This is a genomic window from Mesorhizobium sp. DCY119, from assembly GCF_003590645.1.
In the GTDB taxonomy this organism is placed as follows: Bacteria; Pseudomonadota; Alphaproteobacteria; order Rhizobiales; family Rhizobiaceae; genus Mesorhizobium_M.
The window spans coordinates 2,240,871-2,259,764 of record NZ_CP031834.1; the positions used below are offsets into that span (position 1 = coordinate 2,240,871).

Annotated in this window: 20 protein-coding genes, 1 tRNA gene and 1 riboswitch; of the genes, 14 read left to right on the forward strand and 7 right to left on the reverse strand. The window is 62.0% G+C overall.

Annotation, left to right across the window (positions count from 1 at the left end; translation table 11 throughout):
• Positions 1 to 290 precede the first annotated feature (290 nt).
• Genes proS through DZG07_RS10840 form a run of 3 tightly spaced genes read left to right on the forward strand, consistent with a single transcriptional unit; the run spans position 291 to position 3,582 of the window.
• A complete protein-coding gene (gene proS, locus DZG07_RS10830) occupies positions 291 to 1,619 on the forward strand; it encodes a proline--tRNA ligase (protein ID WP_119821617.1) in 1,329 nt (442 codons plus the stop codon).
• On the forward strand, positions 1,616 to 2,899 hold the full coding sequence (locus tag DZG07_RS10835) for a lipoprotein-releasing ABC transporter permease subunit (protein ID WP_119816852.1): 1,284 nt from the start codon (positions 1,616 to 1,618) through the stop codon (positions 2,897 to 2,899). The genes proS and DZG07_RS10835 overlap by 4 nt, the downstream gene beginning before the upstream one ends.
• Positions 2,899 to 3,582 (forward strand): ABC transporter ATP-binding protein, encoded by a 684-nt coding sequence (locus tag DZG07_RS10840; RefSeq protein WP_119821619.1) that lies wholly within the window; start codon positions 2,899 to 2,901, stop codon positions 3,580 to 3,582. The genes DZG07_RS10835 and DZG07_RS10840 overlap by 1 nt, the downstream gene beginning before the upstream one ends.
• Positions 3,583 to 3,866: 284 nt before the next feature.
• Here the strand turns inward: DZG07_RS10840 and lipB are convergent, their stop codons facing one another.
• Positions 3,867 to 4,607: a lipoyl(octanoyl) transferase LipB gene (lipB, locus tag DZG07_RS10845; protein WP_119816855.1), complete on the reverse strand. Its 741-nt coding sequence runs from the start codon at positions 4,605 to 4,607 to the stop codon at positions 3,867 to 3,869.
• A gap of 265 nt (positions 4,608 to 4,872) precedes the next feature.
• On the opposite strand from lipB, the gene DZG07_RS10850 reads away from it, so the two are divergent.
• The 3 genes from DZG07_RS10850 to DZG07_RS10860 all read left to right on the forward strand — a co-directional run bounded on the left by DZG07_RS10850 (position 4,873) and on the right by DZG07_RS10860 (position 7,056).
• A tRNA-Leu gene (locus tag DZG07_RS10850) sits at positions 4,873 to 4,957 on the forward strand.
• A gap of 142 nt (positions 4,958 to 5,099) precedes the next feature.
• Positions 5,100 to 6,518 (forward strand): magnesium transporter, encoded by a 1,419-nt coding sequence (gene mgtE, locus DZG07_RS10855; RefSeq protein ID WP_091914955.1) that lies wholly within the window; start codon positions 5,100 to 5,102, stop codon positions 6,516 to 6,518.
• Positions 6,519 to 6,669: 151 nt separating this feature from the next.
• Positions 6,670 to 7,056, forward strand: a complete 387-nt coding sequence (locus DZG07_RS10860) for a MerR family DNA-binding transcriptional regulator (protein ID WP_091914957.1) — start codon at positions 6,670 to 6,672, stop codon at positions 7,054 to 7,056.
• 25 nt (positions 7,057 to 7,081) lie between these two features.
• On the opposite strand, the gene DZG07_RS10865 is transcribed toward DZG07_RS10860, so the two are convergent.
• Both DZG07_RS10865 and DZG07_RS10870 read right to left on the reverse strand, forming a co-directional pair.
• Positions 7,082 to 7,561 carry an isoprenylcysteine carboxylmethyltransferase family protein gene (locus DZG07_RS10865; RefSeq protein WP_119816858.1) on the reverse strand — a complete coding sequence of 160 codons (480 nt, stop codon included), beginning with the start codon at positions 7,559 to 7,561 and terminating at the stop codon, positions 7,082 to 7,084.
• A 115-nt stretch (positions 7,562 to 7,676) separates the two neighbouring features.
• A complete protein-coding gene (locus DZG07_RS10870) occupies positions 7,677 to 8,654 on the reverse strand; it encodes a DUF1624 domain-containing protein (RefSeq protein ID WP_119816861.1) in 978 nt (325 codons plus the stop codon).
• A gap of 81 nt (positions 8,655 to 8,735) precedes the next feature.
• Here DZG07_RS10870 and DZG07_RS10875 point away from each other — a divergent pair, with 81 nt between their 5' ends.
• Together DZG07_RS10875 and DZG07_RS10880 are read left to right on the forward strand one after the other, a co-directional pair.
• Positions 8,736 to 9,566 carry an aldo/keto reductase gene (locus DZG07_RS10875; RefSeq protein ID WP_119816863.1) on the forward strand — a complete coding sequence of 277 codons (831 nt, stop codon included), beginning with the start codon at positions 8,736 to 8,738 and terminating at the stop codon, positions 9,564 to 9,566.
• Between the two features lie 136 nt (positions 9,567 to 9,702).
• On the forward strand, positions 9,703 to 10,902 hold the full coding sequence (locus tag DZG07_RS10880; protein ID WP_119816866.1) for an MFS transporter: 1,200 nt from the start codon (positions 9,703 to 9,705) through the stop codon (positions 10,900 to 10,902).
• Here the strand turns inward: DZG07_RS10880 and DZG07_RS10885 are convergent.
• The gene (locus DZG07_RS10885) at positions 10,871 to 12,070 is read right to left on the reverse strand and encodes an aromatic ring-hydroxylating dioxygenase subunit alpha (protein ID WP_119816868.1); all 1,200 of its coding nucleotides are present in this window, start codon (positions 12,068 to 12,070) and stop codon (positions 10,871 to 10,873) included. The two genes, DZG07_RS10880 and DZG07_RS10885, sit on opposite strands and share 32 nt — an antisense overlap.
• 142 nt (positions 12,071 to 12,212) lie before the next feature.
• Positions 12,213 to 12,407, forward strand: a riboswitch (cobalamin riboswitch).
• Between the two features lie 36 nt (positions 12,408 to 12,443).
• Between DZG07_RS10885 and DZG07_RS10890 the strand changes: the two genes are divergently transcribed.
• From DZG07_RS10890 to cobO, 4 genes are read left to right on the forward strand one after another with little or no spacing between them, the layout of a single operon-like run.
• Positions 12,444 to 12,623, forward strand: coding sequence for a CbtB-domain containing protein (locus tag DZG07_RS10890; protein WP_119816871.1), 180 nt, complete (start codon positions 12,444 to 12,446; stop codon positions 12,621 to 12,623).
• A gap of 15 nt (positions 12,624 to 12,638) precedes the next feature.
• Positions 12,639 to 13,400: a CbtA family protein gene (locus tag DZG07_RS10895; protein WP_119816874.1), complete on the forward strand. Its 762-nt coding sequence runs from the start codon at positions 12,639 to 12,641 to the stop codon at positions 13,398 to 13,400.
• Positions 13,393 to 13,908, forward strand: a complete 516-nt coding sequence (gene cobU, locus DZG07_RS10900; RefSeq protein ID WP_119816877.1) for a bifunctional adenosylcobinamide kinase/adenosylcobinamide-phosphate guanylyltransferase — start codon at positions 13,393 to 13,395, stop codon at positions 13,906 to 13,908. The genes DZG07_RS10895 and cobU overlap by 8 nt, the downstream gene beginning before the upstream one ends.
• Before the next feature lies 1 nt (position 13,909).
• Positions 13,910 to 14,527, forward strand: coding sequence for a cob(I)yrinic acid a,c-diamide adenosyltransferase (gene cobO / locus DZG07_RS10905; RefSeq protein WP_119816880.1), 618 nt, complete (start codon positions 13,910 to 13,912; stop codon positions 14,525 to 14,527).
• Between the two features lie 309 nt (positions 14,528 to 14,836).
• Here the strand turns inward: cobO and cbiB are convergent, their stop codons facing one another.
• On the reverse strand, positions 14,837 to 15,802 hold the full coding sequence (cbiB, locus tag DZG07_RS10910) for an adenosylcobinamide-phosphate synthase CbiB (protein ID WP_119816883.1): 966 nt from the start codon (positions 15,800 to 15,802) through the stop codon (positions 14,837 to 14,839).
• Between cbiB and cobD the strand changes: the two genes are divergently transcribed.
• Together cobD and DZG07_RS10920 are read left to right on the forward strand one after the other, a co-directional pair.
• Positions 15,801 to 16,862 carry a threonine-phosphate decarboxylase CobD gene (cobD, locus tag DZG07_RS10915; protein ID WP_119816886.1) on the forward strand — a complete coding sequence of 354 codons (1,062 nt, stop codon included), beginning with the start codon at positions 15,801 to 15,803 and terminating at the stop codon, positions 16,860 to 16,862. The genes cbiB and cobD overlap by 2 nt on opposite strands.
• The gene (locus tag DZG07_RS10920; RefSeq protein ID WP_119816889.1) at positions 16,859 to 17,362 is read left to right on the forward strand and encodes a tyrosine phosphatase family protein; all 504 of its coding nucleotides are present in this window, start codon (positions 16,859 to 16,861) and stop codon (positions 17,360 to 17,362) included. Before cobD ends, DZG07_RS10920 begins: the two co-directional genes overlap by 4 nt.
• On the opposite strand, the gene DZG07_RS10925 is transcribed toward DZG07_RS10920, so the two are convergent.
• A complete protein-coding gene (locus DZG07_RS10925; RefSeq protein WP_119816892.1) occupies positions 17,363 to 18,166 on the reverse strand; it encodes a creatininase family protein in 804 nt (267 codons plus the stop codon).
• Between the two features lie 199 nt (positions 18,167 to 18,365).
• Entirely contained in the window at positions 18,366 to 18,749 is a 384-nt protein-coding gene (locus DZG07_RS10930) for a RidA family protein (RefSeq protein WP_119816895.1), read from the reverse strand.
• Positions 18,750 to 18,894: the final 145 nt, after the last annotated feature.

Sequence of the window (18,894 nt, forward strand, 5' to 3'; positions counted from 1 at the left end):
CGCGTAGGAGGGCAGATTTTGCTCCGCCCTCTCAGTTATCGAGGCACACTAGACCAAGCTGCGATGAATTGTCACTAACAATTTTGCGTAAATAGCCCACTACATGTGCTGCACTGCACAATAAACGCGCAGCCTTTGCTCGAAAAGCCGTCAGGCCGGTTTTGCGAAGGTGCGGCGGGAGGTCCGGGTTTCAATTCCGCCATGAAATGGCTATGAAGCGCAGGCAGGCAACACTGCGTCGGTGCCGATTCCGGCATTGATCTGCTTCTCTTTCTTTTATGGACTTCTACATGCGGCTATCGCGCTATTTCCTGCCCATCCTTAAAGAGAATCCCCGCGAGGCCGAAATCGTCTCGCATCGGCTGATGCTGCGTGCCGGCATGATCCGGCAGCAGGCTGCGGGCAGCTTTTCTTGGCTGCCACTGGGCAAGCTGGTTCTCGACAAGATCTGCCGCATCATCCGCGAAGAACAGAACCGCGCCGGCGCGCTGGAAATCCTGATGCCGACCATCCAGTCGGCCGACCTGTGGCGCGAAAGCGGGCGCTATGACGATTATGGCGACGAGATGCTGCGCATCAAGGACCGCAACAAGCGCGACATGCTGTTCGGCCCGACCAACGAGGAGATGGTCACCGAGATTTTCCGGTCCTACGTCAGGACCTACAAGGACCTGCCGCTGAACCTCTACCATATCCAGTGGAAGTTCCGCGACGAGCGGCGCCCGCGCTTCGGCGTCATGCGCAGCCGAGAGTTCCTGATGAAGGACGCCTATTCCTTCGACCTCGATTTCGAGGGCGCGAAGGCGGCCTACAACCGCATGTTCGTTTCCTACCTGCGCACCTTCACGCGCCTGGGCCTGAAAGCCATTCCGATGCGCGCCGACACCGGCCCGATCGGCGGCGATCTCTCACACGAATTCATCATCCTGGCCGACACCGGCGAAAGCCAGGTCTTCTGCCATCGTGACTTCCTCGAGCTGCCGGTGCCCGGCGAAGACACCGATTTCTCCAATGACGGCGAGATCGGCGGCATCGTCAAGCAGTGGACGACGCCCTATGCGGCGACTGACGAAATGCACGACGAAGCCGCGTGGGATGCGATCGGCGAAAGCGAGCGGCTTTCGGCGCGCGGCATCGAGGTCGGCCACATCTTCCATTTCGGCGAGAAATATTCGAAGCCGATGGGCGCCAAAGTCACCGGCCCCGACGGCAAGGACCACTTCGTCTCCATGGGTTCCTACGGCATCGGCCCGAGCCGCTTGATTGCCGCGATCATCGAGGCTTCGCATGACGAAGCCGGCATCATCTGGCCTGAATCGGTCGCGCCCTTCGATATCGGCCTGATCAACATGAAGGTCGGCGACGCCGAATGCGACCGCGTGTCCGAAGAGCTTTATGCGGCTCTCACGGCTGCGGGCAAGGACGTGCTCTACGACGACACTGACCAGCGGCCGGGCGGCAAGTTCGCCACCGCCGACCTGATCGGCCTGCCGTGGCAGCTGATCGTCGGCCCGCGCGGCGTTGCCGCCGGCGAGGTCGAGATCAAGAACCGCCGCACCGGCGAGCGCGAGACGCTGCCGATCGCAGAGGCCACGAAACGCTTCGGGATCGCCGGATGAGCAAAGTCGCGGCCAAGCCGGCGGGCGCCGGGCCTTTCTCGGTCTTCGAACGCATGGTCGCGTGGCGCTACCTGCGTTCGCGCCGCAAGGAGACGGTGATCTCGGTCATCGCTTCGATCTCGTTCTTCGGCATCATGCTCGGCGTTGCGACGCTTATCGTCGTCATGGCGGTGATGAACGGCTTCCGCGCTGAGCTGCTCAGCCGCATCCTTGGCATAAATGGCCATCTCATCGTTCAGCCGATCGATACGCCGCTGGACGACTATGCGGCCGTTGCCGGCCGTATAAACGGCGTTGCCGGGGTGAAATACGCCATCCCGCTGATCGACGGCCAGGTTCTGGCGCAAGGCGAGGTCGGTGCCGGAACCGGCGCGCTGGTGCGCGGCATACGCGGCGAGGACCTCGGCAAGATTTCGCTCGTCGCCAACAACATCAAGCAGGGCTCGCTCGTCGGCTTCGACACCAGCGAGGGCGTGGCGATCGGCCAGCGCATGGCTGACAATATGGGGCTGGCGCTGGGCGATTCCATCACGCTCATCTCTCCCGACGGCGACATTACGCCGATGGGAACGACGCCGCGCACGAAGGCATATCCGATCGTCGCGATATTCGAGGTCGGCATGTCGGAATATGACACGTCGATCGTCTACATGCCGCTTACCGAAGCGCAGCTTTATTTCAATCTGGAAAACCGAGCCCAGACGATCGAGGTCTTCGTCGACAACCCCGACAACGTCGACACCTTGAAGCCGGCGGTGGAAGAGGCGGCGCAGAGGCCGGTGTTCATTTCCGATTGGCGCCAGCGCAACGAGACGTTCTTTTCAGCACTGCAGGTCGAGCGCAACGTCATGTTCATGATCCTGACGCTGATCGTTCTCGTGGCCGCGCTGAACATCATTTCCGGCCTGATCATGCTGGTGAAGGACAAGGGCCGCGATATCGCCATCCTGCGAACCATGGGCGCGACGCGCGGCGCGGTCATGCGCATCTTCCTGATGACGGGGGCGGCGATCGGCGTGACCGGCACCATTGCCGGCGTCATTCTCGGCATCATCGTCTGTCTCAACGTCGAATCGATCCGCCAGTTCTTCTCGTGGATTTCCGGCACGGTGCTGTTCAATCCGGAGCTCTATTTCCTCAGCAAGCTGCCGGCCAAGATGAATTTCGACGAGACGGCGACGGTCGTGGTGATGGCGCTTGTGCTGTCGTTCCTGGCGACGCTGTTTCCGGCATGGCGCGCGGCCAAGCTCGATCCGGTCGAGGCGCTGCGGTACGAATGATGGCAGGCAACGTGATTATCGAATTGAAGGGCGTCGAGCGGCACTATGTTCAGGGCTCGCGCAAGCTGACTATCCTCAACGGCGTGAACTTTTCGCTGAAGCGCGGCGAGATGGTGGCGCTGGTGGCGCCGTCGGGCGCGGGCAAGTCCACGCTGCTGCATACGGCGGGTCTGCTGGAACGGCCGGACGCCGGTGACGTGATCCTCAGCGGTCGCGCCTGCGGCCGTCTCTCCGACGATGACCGCACCGCCATACGCCGCAATGACATCGGCTTCGTCTATCAGTTCCATCATCTGCTGCCGGAGTTTTCGGCGCTCGAAAACATCATGATGCCGCAGCTGGTGAAGGGCCTGCCCAAGGCAGAGGCGAGCGCGCGTGCTGCACAACTGCTCGACTACATGCAGATCGGCAAGCGCGGCCACCATCGGCCCGCTGAGCTTTCCGGCGGCGAGCAGCAGCGCGTGGCCATTGCCCGCGCCGTCGCCAATGCGCCGCTCGTGCTGATGGCAGACGAGCCAACCGGCAATCTTGATCCCGTCACAGCAGGCTACGTGTTTGACGCGCTGTCTGCGCTGGTCAAGCAGTCGGGACTTGCGGCGCTGATCGCCACCCACAACCACGAATTGGCCGCGCGCATGGATCGGCGCGTGACGCTTTCGGACGGCAAAGTCGTTCCGTTCTGAAGCCATTTTCGGCAATTCGCCGTGCCTTTGAGCAGGCGATTGCCGTAACCCTTTGTTAACCCTCGGAACTTTCTTGGCCCTGCCGTCTTATCAGGCGGCAGGGTAGATGCTTGACTTTGGAACAAAATAAGAACAAATTAAGGACATACAGGAAACAGGAGAATGTTATGACTGATCTGGTTCAGGATGTCGTCTCACTGGTTTGCATGAGCACGTTTCTTATTTCCATGGCGATGTGGATAGGCGCACTTTGATTGCGCTGCCGCGGCCGGCAGTTTCGCAATTCAGCCGGCCTTGCGAAGACCTTCGGCGGCAATCGCCGCCGGACCGAATACCGTCTCGAAAGCCGATTTGAGCGCAACATCGAGGTCAGCCATCGTAACCGGCAGGCCGAGATCGACCAGGCTGGTCACGCCGTGATCCGAGACACCGCACGGCACGATACCGCTGAAATGACTTAGGTCCGGCTCGACATTTATGGCGATGCCATGAAAGCTGACCCAGCGTCTGAGACGGATGCCGATCGCAGCGATCTTGTCTTCGGCAGGTGAGCCATCCGGCATTGCCGGGCGATCCGGTCGCACAACCCAGACGCCGACGCGATCCTCGCGCCGTTCGCCGCGCACATTGAAGCGGTCGAGCGTGCCGATGATCCATTCCTCGAGTGCTGCCACGAAAGCGCGTACGTCTTCGCGCCGGCGCTTCAGGTCGAGCATGACATAGGCCACGCGCTGGCCTGGGCCGTGATAGGTGTATTCGCCGCCGCGGCCAGCATTGAAGACGGGAAAGCGGTCCGGCTCGACGAGATCGCTCGCCTGCGCGCTGGTGCCCGCGGTGTAGAGCGGCGGGTGCTCCACCAGCCAGACCATCTCATTAGCCGAGCCATCGCGAATCGCCGCGGCGCGCGCTTCCATGAAGGCGAGGGCGTCCTCGTATGCTGTCAGGCCTGGTTCGATTCGCCATTCGACGGGCGGCGAACCGGGGGCTGCTTGGAACGAAGTTTCGATCTGGCTGCGTTGCGTCATGGCTGGGTCGGTTGGCCTTGCTGCGGGTCCCCATCATATGGCGGCTGACGGGCAAAAGGTCCAGTTTCCTTTAAAGCCTTCATTTGCGGCAGAGATGCAGTTCTCCACATGACGCAGGGGCAGGGAAGGAGCCGAATTTGCCCGGAATCCGGCTCTTTCATCGAAGTGTCAAACAAGTGCCGAATATTCGGTTCAGTGCACTTGTTTCGCCGGAAACGATTTGCTACATGCCGCTGGCCGGTTCCGACCGGCTCCTTCGTGACGTGCGGTCGTGGCGGAATTGGTAGACGCGCAGCGTTGAGGTCGCTGTGGGGCAACCCGTGGAAGTTCGAGTCTTCTCGACCGCACCATCACTCTCTCCCTGATATTACCAACTTTGTCTGCTCCTCTTGCCTTGCGGCAGGGACCGGCGCATTTCGTTTGATATTCCAGCGCATTGTGCTTTAGACCTGCCACAGACGATTTCCCGAAATCACAGAGCAAGGGGCAGGTTTGGAAGGCCAGGACGAACACACGTCAGGCGCTACCGCGCAGCCGCATGACCACGCCGATATCTACGGCGAGGACGGCGTTATCCGTGCGTCTTTCCTTGCCCATGTCGGCGCAGCGATTGCCGACCGCGATACGCTGGCGCTCAAGGAGGATGTCGGAAGCCTCCACCAGTCCGAGCTTGGCGATCTTCTTGAGGCACTGCTGCCGGAGCAACGGCGCGCGCTTGTCGATCTCATGGGCGCCGATTTCGACTTTTCGTCGCTCACCGAGGTCGACGAAGCGATTCGTCTCGATATCGTCGACAACCTGCCCAATGCGCAGATCGCCCAGGCCGTCCAGGAACTTGATTCGGACGATGCCGTCTACATTCTGGAAGATCTCGACCAGGAGGATCAGGACGAGATCCTGGCGCAACTGCCGTTCACCGAACGGATCAGGCTGCGCCGCTCGCTCGACTACCCGGAAGAATCTGCCGGCCGGCGCATGCAGACGGAATTCGTCGCGGTGCCGCCGTTCTGGACCGTCGGCCAGACGATCGACTATATGCGCGATGACAAGAACCTGCCCGACAGGTTCAGCCAGATCTTCGTCATCGATCCGACCTTCAAGCTCCTCGGCGCGCTCGATCTCGACCAGATCCTGCGCTCCAAGCGCTCGGTCAAGATCGAAGATGTCATGCACGAGACGCGCCACGCCATTCCGGCCAGCATGGACCAGGAAGAGGCCGCGCACGAGTTCGAGCAATACGATCTTCTGTCTGCCGCCGTCGTCGATGAGAATGAGCGGCTCGTCGGCGTGCTGACCATCGACGACGTCGTCGATGTGATCCAGCAGGAAGCCGAGGAAGATCTGCTGCGCATGGGCGGTGTCGGCGATGAAGAGCTCTCCGACAGCGTGCTCACCGCTTCGCGCTCGCGCGTGCCCTGGCTGCTCGTCAACCTCTTTACCGCCTTTCTGGCGGCGTCCGTCATCGGCCTCTTCGACCATACGATCGAGCGCATCGTGGCGCTGGCCGTGCTGATGCCGATCGTGGCTGGCATGGGCGGCAATGCCGGCTCGCAGACGATGACCGTGACGGTGAGGGCGCTGGCGACGCGCGATCTCGATATCTACAATGCAGGCCGCATCATCCGCCGCGAGATGGGCGTTGGTTTCATCAATGGCATCATCTTCGCCGTCCTCATCGGCATCGTCGCCGCGACCTGGTTCCAGGACCCAAATCTCGGCGGCATCATCGCCGCCGCCATGATCATCAACATGTTCGTGGCAGCCCTTGCCGGCATTCTGATCCCGCTGCTCCTGGATCGCTTCGGCGCCGACCCGGCCGTGGCCTCTGCCGTGTTCGTGACGACCGTTACCGATGTCGTCGGCTTCTTTGCCTTTCTCGGGCTGGCGACCTGGTGGTTCGGCGTGACCTGAAGATCATTTTATCACAGGTCTGTGATCGATTGACTTTTACGTAAATGCCGTGCCAAGATTCCAGCGTGGAGTCGCGTTGGTGGAGCATCGGATTTTGTAACAAACCGGTTTCCACTCTTCGGTCCGACGCTCTGGCGAGAATGGAATTGACATGCGGGAATATTATTCGATCACCGAACTGACCCGCGAGTTCGATATTTCGACGCGCACCTTGCGGTTCTACGAGGATGAGGGGCTTATCCAGCCCGTCCGCCGCGGACGCACGCGCCTGTTCCGCCCGACGGACCGGCATCTGGTCAAGCAGATCATGCGGGGAAAGCGGCTCGGTTTCTCGATCAACGAAATCCGCGAAATCATCCAGATGTACAAGGAGCCGCCCGGCGAAGTGGGCCAGCTCAACCTGATGATCAAGCGGATCGAGGAAAAGCGCGAGGATCTGCGCCAGAAACGCCGCGACCTCGAAGAGACGCTTGCCGAACTCGACCATGCCGAAGAGTCTTGCGTCGAGCGGCTCGTTGAACTCGGCGTGACGACTTAAAATCTATTCGAAAATCGTCCGTCTCTCAAATCCAGCGCCGGACGCGCTTGGCATAATCGCGGTACTTCTTTCCGAAGCGTGCCATCAGGTGCTTTTCCTCGCGCTCTATGGCGAGTTTCTGGGTGGTGAAGGCGGCCACCAGCGCCAGCACGAAAAACCAGACGATGCCGGTTATCAGGCCAACGCCGATCATCAGCAGCGTGTTGCCGAGATAGATCGGATTGCGGGTGAAAGAGAACGCACCGTTTGTCACAAGATGATCCGCGCCCTGATGAGGCTTGATCGTCGTGTTGCCCTGCTTCAGGGCACGCATGGCTGAAACGTAGAGAGCAATCGTGCCGGCGACGGCCAGCCATCCAAGGGCGAGCAATATGTCGGGGAGTATGCCCGACGGCAGCCATGGCAGCGGATAGAGCAGGCCGAGCGCGATGCTGATCGCGATGGCCGCGAGATAGATGATCGGCGGCCACGGTATGCGGTTCGGCGCCGTGTGGATGTCCGTCATTGCGTTCCTCCTCCCTCAAGCAATTCCAGGAAAAGTGTGTAACAACTTTCCGTCCGGAATTGCGTAAAAACAAAGACTTAGAGCAGTTCGGCTTTCTGTTAAACGCTGAACCGCTCTAAGGGCTCGTGTTTTCGGTATCTGCCGTGCAGTAGCCGGCGCTGTCATTCACCTTGTCGCGCAGTTCCTGCGTCTGTTTGCCGGCAAAGAGCGCGTCGAGAGTGTCCTTTTCCAGCGTATCGAGCATGCAGGCGCAATAGCGCGTGCAGAATTCGGCGTCGCGCGTGTCCTGGCAGGTCCGTTCGCAGGAGGTGCGGAACTGAACTTCCTTGGTGGGGATGTCAGCCGGCATGACCTGCGAGAAAAGCCAGACGCAGGCGATCAGCACCGGCTGGTGGATGAGGTAGAAGGCCAGGCTGTGCCGCCCGGCAAAGGTTAGAGGCTTCGACCACGATCCGAGAGAAACCCCCGCCAGTCGCGCAAACAGCCCGGACGATGTGGCGAGCCTTGCCGCCACGATGCCGAGCAGGACCGCACCGAACCATGGAAACAGCGGGACGTAGTCGTTCGAGCGCGGATTGACGGACGACATGCCGACCCACCACCATGCCGGATGATCGAAGAATGGTGTGCGCAGGAAGTTCGGTGCGGCGATCACCGCTACCGCCGCGACCAATGTGAGCAGCGTCGGCAGCCGCAGGAACAAAAGCCCAAGCAGGCTCGCCAGCGCGATCTGATGCAATATGCCGAAGAAAATCAAATCGTCCGGCACGGCAAAGTAGGTGATCACAGAGATGGCGAGAGCTGCACCTGCCACCATGGCAAAGCGGCGCCAAAACCCCTTCCAGCGAATGCCATTGCCGTGGGCCAGGAAAAGGCTGACGCCGACGAGGAACAGGAAGCTCGAGGCGATGCAGCGCGCAAACAGCTTCCAGCCGCCGAAGGCCGTCAGGCTGGGCTCGGTGTAGCCGAAGAATCCGAGGTCCCAGGTGAAGTGATAGATCGCCATGGCGATCAGGGCGAGGCCCCGCGCCAGGTCGAGCGCGTCGATGCGGCGGGATTTCGGTTGCTGAAGCGGTTCTGTATCTGGAAGCATGCGTGATGTTGCGGTTCGTTTGATTATCGTTCAACCGTTAGCACGGATCATGACGACGAAAGAATGGAATTGGAGGATGCAATGCACAGCGTAAACGCCAATGGCGCGCAAATTCCCGCGCTCGGTCTCGGAACGTGGACGCTTTCAGGCGACGACTGTGCCGAACTGGTGTTGCGCGCGCTGTCGGTCGGCTATCGCCATATCGACACGGCCGCCGCTTACGGCAACGAGAAGGATGTCGGCGTCGGCCTTCGTGCTTCGGACGTTGCGCGCGACGATGTTTTCGTGACGACGAAGGTGTGGTGGACGGACATCGCGCCGGGAGATCTGGAGCGCTCGACTGAGGCCAGCCTGAAGCATCTCGGCCTCGATCAGGTCGACCTGCTGCTGATCCACTGGCCGAACCCGAAGATTCCGCTGGCTGGCTCCATCAAGGCGCTGAACGCCATGAAGCGCACCGGCCTTGCGCGCCATATCGGCGTGTCGAATTTCCCGACCGCATTGCTCTCGCAGGCGATCGCGCTCTCGGACGAGCCACTGGTAGCCAATCAGGTCGAGAATCACCCCTATCTCGACCAGCGGAAGGTCTACCGCCTTTGCCGCGACAACGGCATGGCGCTGGTTTCCTATTGCCCGCTCTATCGCGGCGGCGACCTGTTTTCGGAAAACGCGATCCGCGATGCCGCTGCCCGTCACGGCAGGACGCCGGGCCAGATCGTGTTGCGCTGGCATGTTCAGCAGGAGGGCGTTGTCGCCATTCCGCGGACGACGAAAATCGCGCGGTTGTCGGAAAACATCGCCATCTTCGACTTTGCCCTGTCGGACGAGGAGATGGCGGCGATCTCCGCGCTGACTGGCCGCAATGCGCGTCTTTGCGATTTCGGGTTTTCGCCGGAATGGGACGCCGCCTAGAGTTAGCGAGCGATCTCTTAGGCCACAGCCGAAAAGACGATATCCAACCGGCTTTTGCGACGATGGCAGGTCGGTTTCCTGCTATCGGCGGTGTGATTGCGCCTGCAAATCTGCCGGCAAATGATCCGGGGCAGGAATGGTCACGCAGGTAAGGCATCCGATCTGGCTTCCCGCCGTAAAGCCGGCGGGCGCGCGAACCTTTGCCACGCTTTATGCGCTGGAGTCCTTTGCGCGCGCGTCGATCGCCAGCGTCGTTCCGATCCAGGCCTACGAACTCCTGCAGAACAAGCAGACCGTCTCACTGCTTTATACGCTCGTTGCCTTCATCGGCCTTTCGGCAACGCTGTTCATGCCGATGCTGATCGGGCGTTTTTCGCGGCGCTGGATCTACACGACAGGCGTGGTGCTGCTCGCCGTCGGTTCGCTGCTGTTCATGACGCATTCGCTGCCGGGGCAGATGTTCGGCATGCTGGCCCGCGTCATGGGGGCGAGTGCGCTGGCGATCACGCTCAACCTCTACATCATGGACCACATCCGCAAGACGGACATCATGCAGGCCGAATCGCTGCGCATGGCGGCATCGATGATCGCCTGGACCGGCGGGCCGACGCTTGGCGTCTTTCTTTACACGCGCTACGGAATCTTCGTCACACATGGCGTGGTGGTTGCCTTCGCGACGGCGCTGCTCATAACCTTCTGGTACTTCCGCCTCGGCGACAATGCGCTGATCCGACCGGGCAAGACGCGACCGGCCAATCCCCTCAAGAATATCGGCCGCTTTGTCGCCCAGCCACGGCTGCGGCTGGCATGGGTAATCGCCTTCGGCCGCTCCTGCTTCTGGACGACGTTCTTCGTCTACGGCCCGATCCTGATGGTGGTTACGGGGCAGGGCGAACTGGCCGGCGGTCTTCTGGTTTCGGCAGGTAACGCCCTTCTGTTTGCTGCCATCTATTGGGGCAGGGCGGGCCGGCGCTTCGGCGCACGAAACATCATGACGTTTGCCTTTTTCGGCATGAGCACGGCGCTGTTGCTGGCAGGCCTTGGCGGCGAGCGATTGCCGCTCGTCACCGGCGTCTTCCTGCTGTTCGGCGCGCTGTTTGCGGTGGCGCTCGACGCGCTCGGCTCGACCGCTTTCATGCGCGCGGTGCGCACCTATGAGCGGCCACAGATGACCGCCGTTTACCGCACCTATCTCGATCTGTCGGAGCTTCTGCCGCCTCTGGTCTACTCGGTTGTGCTTGCCTTCTTCGGCCTTGGCGCGGTGTTCGTCACGCTCGGCGTCTTCACGGCCATCTGCGGCTTGATCACCTGGCGTTTTCTGCCGAAGTCGATGTGAGCGCCTGCGCATGCTTGCCGCGCACCCATTGATGAAAGCGCTGAAGCTCATATTCCTCCGGCATCAGCACGCCCGCCTCGTGGCGCAACGAATGCAGGCCTCTCTGGTTGATCTCGCAAATGGCCGCGTCCTCCTCCAGCACCTGGATGCCAAACCTGACGATGTTTTCGAGGTCGGTTCCGCCTGAGGTCAACGCTTCCGGCAGGAAGAGCCATTCCGCCACCAGTTCCGTCTGTTCCGGTCCCAGCGGCACCAGCCGCACGGTGCGGACATAATCGACATGGCCGACGACGAACATCGACGGCAGATGCGCGGCATAGGTCTGGCCGGCGCCGCGCTCGGCCTCGGTCAGGTCTGGAAAAGCCGGACCATGCACGCGCCCGTCCTCAGACCACGTCTCGGCGCCGGCCCGCAGGCCGCCGGAATATTCGGGCGCATCATTGTCGGCATGAAGCGCCCATTCCGGGTCGTCGTGGCGTGCCATCAGGCCGCGGCCATAGATCGGCACCAGATGCGACAGGGATTTATGGACGCCGGGGCAATGCAGGCACTCGTTGAAGTTTTCCCAAAAGATTTTCCAGTTGCAGTTCATCACCTTGCGAAACGCATGGCCGGTGACGAGGTCTTCCAGCGGCCAGTTGCTTAGGTCGGCGGAGCCGGCGTCAAAAACATCTGCAGCCGAGCCTTGCACATTTTCGGCCAGGTTGACGAAGACGAAGCCACGCCAGACCGACAGCGCCACCGGATAGAGCTGGTAGTCGGCCTTGTCGAAGCCTTCAGGCAGCGATTTCGACGGCACGCGCACGAGATCGCCGCGCAGCGAATAGGACCAGGCATGATAGGGGCAGGTGAGCAGCCGAGCCTTCAGCCTGCCTTCGCTCTCGCCGCAAAGCTGCGAGCCGCGATGGCGGCAGGTGTTGTGGAAGGCACGCAGCACGCCGGTCTCGTCGCGGATGATGAGGATTTCCTGCGTGCCGAGTTTGAACACGCGATAGGCGAGCGGCTGGGTGACATCGGCCTCGCGGCAGGCCATGATCCAGTTTCGATACCAGATCGTGTCGAGATCGCGCTGGTATTCGGCGTCGCTCCAATAGGCGCGGGACGGCAGCGTCACCTCCGCTGTTCGAAGCCCGTTATAGGCTTTGCTTTCCGCTGGGCCTGCCGTCATCGCGCTATCCTCCGGTGGGGTCAGCGGATACCTGTGCGGAAAATTTGTCAATTCCGGCGACGGTTGCCCGATCGTCAAATTACGACCTTTCCGGCAGGAAAAAGGGCGGGAAATTGGTTTGCCGGGCGGCGGGTTTATCCTTATAGTCGCCGCTGTCGTCGGTTCCGCGAGGAATCAATAGGGAATGCGGTGCGGGCAAAATCTGCCCAAAGCCGCGGCTGCCCCCGCAACTGTGCGCGGCGAGCTCTCCCCAGATGCCACTGAGAATTTTCTCGGGAAGGCGGGGAAGGGTGCCGACCCGCAAGCCAGGAGACCTGCCGGCGACGTCGGAAACTCTAGGTGCCCTCGGGTGGAGGGTGAAAGGTATTTGGAAATGAACACGGTTTCTTCGTCGCTCGGCGCAACAGCAGGTTCGGCCTCGCGCTCGATGCAGTTGGCAATGGCCGGTCTGCTCGGCCTCTTCGTTATCGGCTTCGTCGGCTTCTCGCATATGGAAGTCGTCCATAATGCCGGCCACGACTATCGCCACTCGATGGCGTTTCCCTGCCACTAACGAAGGACCGCTCCCATGACATTGTTTCGTAACGTCGTGTTCATCGCGGCGATCGCAGGGCTATTGTCCGGCATCGTCATGACGGCCATGCAGACCTATGCAACCGTTCCGCTGATCCTGAAGGCGGAAACCTTCGAGAACGCCGGAGGCGGCCACGAGCACGCTGCGGCCGCCGCCGATAGTGCGCAAACCGCAGCTCCGGCGGCTGAAGCCGCAGCACCCGCCCACGAGCATGACGAAGAAGGCTGGGCGCCGGCGGACGGTTTCGAGCGCTTCGCCTTCACAGCACTTGCCAACATCGTCACCGGTATCGGCTTTGCGCTGGTTCTGGTGGCTGCTTCGGAACTTGCCGGTGGCATCGCCAACTGGCGCCAGGGCATTTTCTGGGGTTTTGCCGGTTTTGCCGTGTTCACGCTGGCGCCGGGCCTCGGCCTGCCGCCGGAACTGCCGGCCATGCCTGCGGCCGATCTTGCCGCCCGTCAGGTCTGGTGGATCGGCACGGTGGTTGCCACCGCCGCTGGTCTCGGCCTGATCGCCTTCCGCTCGTCGCTGGTGTTTTCGCTGATCGGCGTGGCCCTGATCGTTGCGCCGCATCTGCTCGGCGCGCCGCAGCCGGCCAGCCACGAATCGCCGATCCCGCCGGACCTGCATCACCAGTTCGTGGTCGCCGTAACCGTGACGAACCTGATCTTCTGGGTGGTGCTCGGTGCAGCCGTCGGCGTCATTCGCGGACGCTTCACCGGAACGGCGACAAGCCTGCGCGACAGCTTTGCCTGACGCCACTTCGCTGACCTTCCTGCTCGGCGGTGCGCGCTCCGGAAAGAGCGCGCATGCCGAGCGGTTGGCCACCGCATTCCCTGCGCCCTGGACCTATATCGCCACGGCGCAGGCTTTCGACCATGAGATGGTCGAGCGCATTGCGCTGCACCGCGCCCGCCGCGCCGAAGGCTGGCAGACGATCGACGCGCCGCTCGACCTTGCCGATGCCATTGCCGATGTGCCTGATGAACAGCCTTTGCTGGTCGATTGCCTGACGCTCTGGCTTTCCAATCATTTGCTGGCCGATCATGATCTGGAACGCGAAAGCGAAATGCTGGAGGCCGTTCTGGCCAAGCCGCGCGGTCCGTGGTTCGTCGTCGCCAACGAAGTCGGGCTCGGCATCGTGCCGGACAACGCGCTCGCGCGGAAATTCCGCGATGCTGCTGGCCGGCTCAATCAAAGGATCGCCGCCCGCGCCGACCGCGTATTCTTTATGGTCGCGGGTCTGCCGATGCAGGTGAAATGAGATGAAAGAAATCGACGAAAAGGAAGCCGAGCGCCACAAGGCCAAGATGGCCAAGCGCAAGGCGATGCAGGACGCCGAGGTGGCCGAGAAGACGGTTACCGAAAAGGGACTGCTCATCGTCAACACCGGCCCCGGCAAGGGCAAGACGACGGCTGCATTCGGGCTGGCGCTGCGCATGCTCGGCTATGGCAAGCGCGTCGGCGTGGTGCAATTCGTCAAGGGCGCCTGGCACACCGGCGAGAAGGATGCCTTCGCCACCTTCGGCGACCGCATGGTCTGGCACACGATGGGCGAGGGCTTCACCTGGGAGACGCAGGACATCAAGCGCGATATCGCCGCTGCAGAAGCCGCATGGGCCAAGGCGGTCGAGCTTATCGCCGACCCGTCGATCAACCTCGTCGTGCTGGATGAGCTCAACATCGCGCTGCGCTACGATTATCTCGACCTCGACAGCGTGGTTTCGACCCTGAAGAACCGGCGCGAAGGCCTGCATGTCGTCGTCACCGGCCGCAACGCCAAGCCGGCGCTGATCGAGGCGGCTGATCTGGTGACCGAGATGGGCTCGGTGAAGCATCATTTTTCGGCGGGGGTTAAGGCGCAGCAGGGGATTGAGTTTTAGGCGGTGCGTCCTTCGAGGCTCGCCCATCGATGTCTGCGGCACAATTTCCATGCCCTGCGGGCTCGCACCTCAGGATGAGGGAGGTAGGCGGCTTGTCTTACCCAAGGCCTGCCAGGTTGTCCCACGGCCCGCTAGCTTGTTTCACCCCGACACCTGCCAACAAGTATTTCACATCACAGCACTTCAGATAACAAGCGTTTCAGAACTTGGCGTGAAAGCGCACCCACCTCCCTCATCCTGAGGTGCGAGCCCGCAGGACATTGCCGTTGTGTCGTAAACTCTGACGGGCGAGCCTCGAAGGACGCACCCCTATCCGAGCCACATCCCAAGCGACAGCACCCCAAACCCCACAATCATCAACGCATCCGCCGTCCAGTAAAGCCTCAGCGCGCGCCTGATGTCTGCGGCATTCGCCTCGCGCCGGCCATCGCCCATCGTCGCATCCTCGACCATCACGCCGCCATAGACACGTGGGCCGGCGAGCGACAGGCCGAGCGCGCCAGCCATGGCCGCTTCCGGCCAACCGGCATTGGGCGAGCGGTGTTTCGAGGCATCGCGCCAGACGCTGCGCCAGGCATTGGCAGCACTGGCACCGGGCACGATCATCGCGGCAATCACCAGCAAAAGCGCGGTCAGCCGCGAGGCGGGCAGGTTGATCAGGTCGTCGAAGCGGGCTGCAGCCCAGCCGAAAGCTTCATGCCGCTTCGTGCGATGGCCGATCATCGAATCGGCAGTGTTGGCAGCCTTGTAGGCGACGCCGCCGGCCAGCCCGCCGATGCCGAGCCAGAAGGCGGGCGCGACAATGCCGTCGGAAAAATTTTCGGCAAGGCTTTCGATCGCGGCACGGCTGACGCCGGCCTCATCCAGCCGTTCGGGATCGCGGCCGACGATCTGCGACACGGCGCGTCTGCCGGCCTGCAAGCCGCCGCGATCGAGCGCGTCGGCCACCGCTTTCACGTGGCTGGCAAGGCTGCGCTGCGCCAGCAATGTGCTGGCGAGCAGTGCCGACGCGACAATGCCGAGCGGGGAGAGCGAAAACAGCGTTTCAAGGAAAAATGCGAAGCCCGCCGGGATGGCAATCAGCACGATCAGCGCCACCACGCCGCAAATGCGGCGTGATGCGTCGGATTGGGTGGCGCGGTTGAGGTTCTTGTCGAGGAAAGAAATGAGCTGGCCGATCCAGATCACCGGATGGCCGATTGCGCGCACCAGCCGATCCGGGTAACCGAGACCCAGTTCGACGAGAAGCGACAGGAAGGCGAGCAGGACGAACATGGCGCTGGAAAACAGGAGTTCGGTGACGGCGGTGGCCGATCACGGCGGCAGCCTCGGCCGGGCGGCAGCGCTGTTTCCGCAAGCGCCGCTGCCCTGGATCGACCTGTCGACCGGGATCAATCCGCACTCCTATCCGCTTTTCGATCTCCCTGCCACAGCCTTGTCGCGGCTGCCGGAGCCGGACCGTGCGCGCGAATTGGCAGCGATTGCGGCAAGCGCCTATGGCGCGCCATCCGTGGCCAATATTGCATCCGCACCGGGCACGCAGATATTGCTGCCACGCGTCGCCTCGCTGGTGAAGCCGGGCAGGGCGCTGGTGCTGGGACCGACCTATGCCGAGCACGCGCGGGCCTGCGCGATTGCCGGCTATACGGTGTCGGAAGTTCGCGATTTCGAGGCGCTTTACGATTCTGACCTGGCCGTCATCGTCAACCCAAACAATCCTGATGGGCGCGTGATTGCGCGCGAAAAGCTTCTTCATCTCGCCGCCGCGTTGCACGCTAAAGGCGGGCTGCTGGTGGTCGATGAAGCCTTCATGGATGTCGGGCCGCAGTCCGAGCGCGCCGATGGCGATGTCGGGCAGGGCGGTCTCGTCGTGCTGCGCTCCTTCGGCAAGTTTTTTGGCCTTGCCGGCGTGCGGCTGGGTTTCGCGATTGCTGCCGAATCGGTGGTTGCCCGGCTGGATGCAGAATTGGGGCCGTGGGCCGTTGCTGGCCCGGCGCTGGAATATGGCATCAAGGCGCTGGCTGACACCTCCTGGCAGGTGGCGATGCGCGACAAGCTCAACGACGAAGCGGCGCGACTCGATACTTTGCTGGCAAGGCATGGCGTGATCGTCAGCGGCGGTACCAGCCTGTTTCGATTCATGAAAACACCTCACGCCGCGAGAATGTTCACCGCGCTGGGCGAAAAGGGTATCCTGCTGCGAAATTTCAGCTGGGACGCCTCCGCGCTCCGCATCGGCCTGCCCGGCAGCGAAGCGGAGTGGCAGCGTCTGGAGCACGCACTCGCCGCTTGGGCGGCCCGGCATGCCGGCAAACTCACCGAGGTTCGGTCATGATCTATGTCTGCCCACTGTCGAAGATCGATGAGACGGCGACGCGTATCGGCGCAAGCCGGATGGTTTCGCTGCTCAACACCGGCACGGCGTTGACCCGTCCGGCGGTGATCGCACCGGAAAACCATCTGCTGTTGCTGATGAACGATATCGCCGAGGCGCAGGAAGGCATGACCTTGCCGGGTGAGGACCACGTGCGCAACCTGCTCGATTTTGCCGGCACCTGGGATCGCGCACAGCCGCTGCTCATCCATTGTTTTGCCGGCATCAGCCGTTCGACGGCGTCGGCCTATATCGTTGCGTCGGCGCTCTCGCCGCATCGCGACGAGGTCGAACTGGCGAACACGCTGAGGCAGGCATCGCCCTCGGCAACGCCCAACCCGCGGCTGATCGCAGTAGCCGACGACATCCTCGGGCGTGGGGGGCGTATGGTGGATGCCATCCGCGCGATCGGACGCGGCGCTGACGCTTTCGAAGGCACACCGTTCGGCCTGAGCCTCTGATCAAGGCAGCCAGTCGGCCAGTTTTGCTTTCCTGACGTCTTGCAATAGGCGGATGAAGCCGTCGGCCTGATGCTCGGCCGTCAGCTTTCCCTTTTCTGCCGTGGCGATCGCAGCATTGCCGACGACGCCGTGCTTGTTGAGGTCGGTGGCGACCCAGGCGAAGGCATGCGTGCCGGTCTGGCGCAAAAGGTCGAATTGCTGCTCGGCATTGGCGACATTGGAGACGAAATTCTCGGCCTTGCCCATGTCGACCAGATCAGGCCGGAAATGCAGCATCAGCGAGGTCTCGACATCGCCGCCATGGATGCCTTGGCGGTCTTCCAGTTCCGGGTACATGCCTTCCGGCCGGCCGAAACGCTGCCAGCTCGTTTTCACCGCCAGCATGTCGAAGCGCACGCGCAGCTCGCGCGTGACGATGCCCATGATCTCCTCGTTGCCGCCATGCGAATTGACGACGACGAGCTTGCGCACGCCAGCCCGCGCGATGGAGACGCCGAGTTCCGTCCAGGCTTCGATCAACGTTGTCGCCGGCAAGGTCAGCGTGCCCGGCGAAAAGAGGTGCTCGTTGGATTTGCCGACTGCCTGCACCGGCAGGATGCGGATATCGAGATCGTCGGGCAGGCGCGTGATGACGGCGTCCAGCATGCCGTTCATGATGGTGGTGTCCGTCGAAACCGGCAGGTGAGGCCCGTGCTGCTCGATCGCCGCGACGGGTAGGACAGCGATCGTCCTCTCCGGATCGATCGAGGCATATTCGGTGGTCTTGTAGTCGCCCCACCAGACGCGTCTTTTTGTTTGGGCCACTGGAAACTCCGAAAAGAGAATAAAGGTTTGCGCTGCCCCTCATCCCGCTGCCGCAACCTTCTCCCCGTATAGCGACGGGGAGAAGGAGGAAGCTCCAGCGTTGACGCCTCCCTCTCCCCGTTTTTCACGGGGAGAGGGTAAGGGTGAGGGGCAGCGCCAATCTCTGGATCATTTAACGATAGAGCGAAGCGCTGTCGACTTACCCAGCCGCGATCACCTCGATCTCGACGTTGAACTCCGGCCGGGCGAAGCCGGAAACAATCATCAGCGTCGAAGCCGGCGCCGGATCAGAAAACAGCCGGTCACGCACGTCCATATAGGGCCGCAGATGCGCGCTGTCGGTGACGAAGGCGTTGATGCGCACGATGTCCTTCAGCGTCAGGCCGGCCTCGCCGAGAATTGCCGCGATATTGCCGAAGCAGAGCTCGGCCTGCGCGCCGGCATCCTCGGGGATCGCGTCATCCGGCCCAATGCCGAGCTGGCCGGAGCATAGGACAAGGCGCTTGCCTGCCGGCACTTCGACGCCGTGGCTGTAGCGCGCAAAGGGCGGTTTTATCGTTTTCGGGGTGAGGAATCTGAACATGAAAATCTCCGGGTCGACGCAAGCCTAGATCGGTTGAGCATCACGCTTCAAGCCATTGTGCATGCTTTCCAACCATGATGGACAGACGCCCGGAAAATGGGCACGATGCCGGGTGAAATGGCACAAGCGCGCCGCTGGAATTGCA

Coding starts and splice junctions, on each gene's coding strand:
- proS (WP_119821617.1), top strand. CDS start 291: ATGCGGCTATCGCGCTATTTCCTGCCCATCCTTAAAGAGAATCCCCGC.
- DZG07_RS10835 (WP_119816852.1), top strand. CDS start 1,616: ATGAGCAAAGTCGCGGCCAAGCCGGCGGGCGCCGGGCCTTTCTCGGTC.
- DZG07_RS10840 (WP_119821619.1), top strand. CDS start 2,899: ATGGCAGGCAACGTGATTATCGAATTGAAGGGCGTCGAGCGGCACTAT.
- lipB (WP_119816855.1), bottom strand. CDS start 4,607: ATGACGCAACGCAGCCAGATCGAAACTTCGTTCCAAGCAGCCCCCGGT.
- DZG07_RS10860 (WP_091914957.1), top strand. CDS start 6,670: ATGCGGGAATATTATTCGATCACCGAACTGACCCGCGAGTTCGATATT.
- DZG07_RS10865 (WP_119816858.1), bottom strand. CDS start 7,561: ATGACGGACATCCACACGGCGCCGAACCGCATACCGTGGCCGCCGATC.
- DZG07_RS10870 (WP_119816861.1), bottom strand. CDS start 8,654: ATGCTTCCAGATACAGAACCGCTTCAGCAACCGAAATCCCGCCGCATC.
- DZG07_RS10875 (WP_119816863.1), top strand. CDS start 8,736: ATGCACAGCGTAAACGCCAATGGCGCGCAAATTCCCGCGCTCGGTCTC.
- DZG07_RS10880 (WP_119816866.1), top strand. CDS start 9,703: ATGGTCACGCAGGTAAGGCATCCGATCTGGCTTCCCGCCGTAAAGCCG.
- DZG07_RS10885 (WP_119816868.1), bottom strand. CDS start 12,070: ATGACGGCAGGCCCAGCGGAAAGCAAAGCCTATAACGGGCTTCGAACA.
- DZG07_RS10890 (WP_119816871.1), top strand. CDS start 12,444: ATGAACACGGTTTCTTCGTCGCTCGGCGCAACAGCAGGTTCGGCCTCG.
- DZG07_RS10895 (WP_119816874.1), top strand. CDS start 12,639: ATGACATTGTTTCGTAACGTCGTGTTCATCGCGGCGATCGCAGGGCTA.
- cobO (WP_119816880.1), top strand. CDS start 13,910: ATGAAAGAAATCGACGAAAAGGAAGCCGAGCGCCACAAGGCCAAGATG.
- cobD (WP_119816886.1), top strand. CDS start 15,801: ATGGCGCTGGAAAACAGGAGTTCGGTGACGGCGGTGGCCGATCACGGC.
- cbiB (WP_119816883.1), bottom strand. CDS start 15,802: ATGTTCGTCCTGCTCGCCTTCCTGTCGCTTCTCGTCGAACTGGGTCTC.
- DZG07_RS10920 (WP_119816889.1), top strand. CDS start 16,859: ATGATCTATGTCTGCCCACTGTCGAAGATCGATGAGACGGCGACGCGT.
- DZG07_RS10930 (WP_119816895.1), bottom strand. CDS start 18,749: ATGTTCAGATTCCTCACCCCGAAAACGATAAAACCGCCCTTTGCGCGC.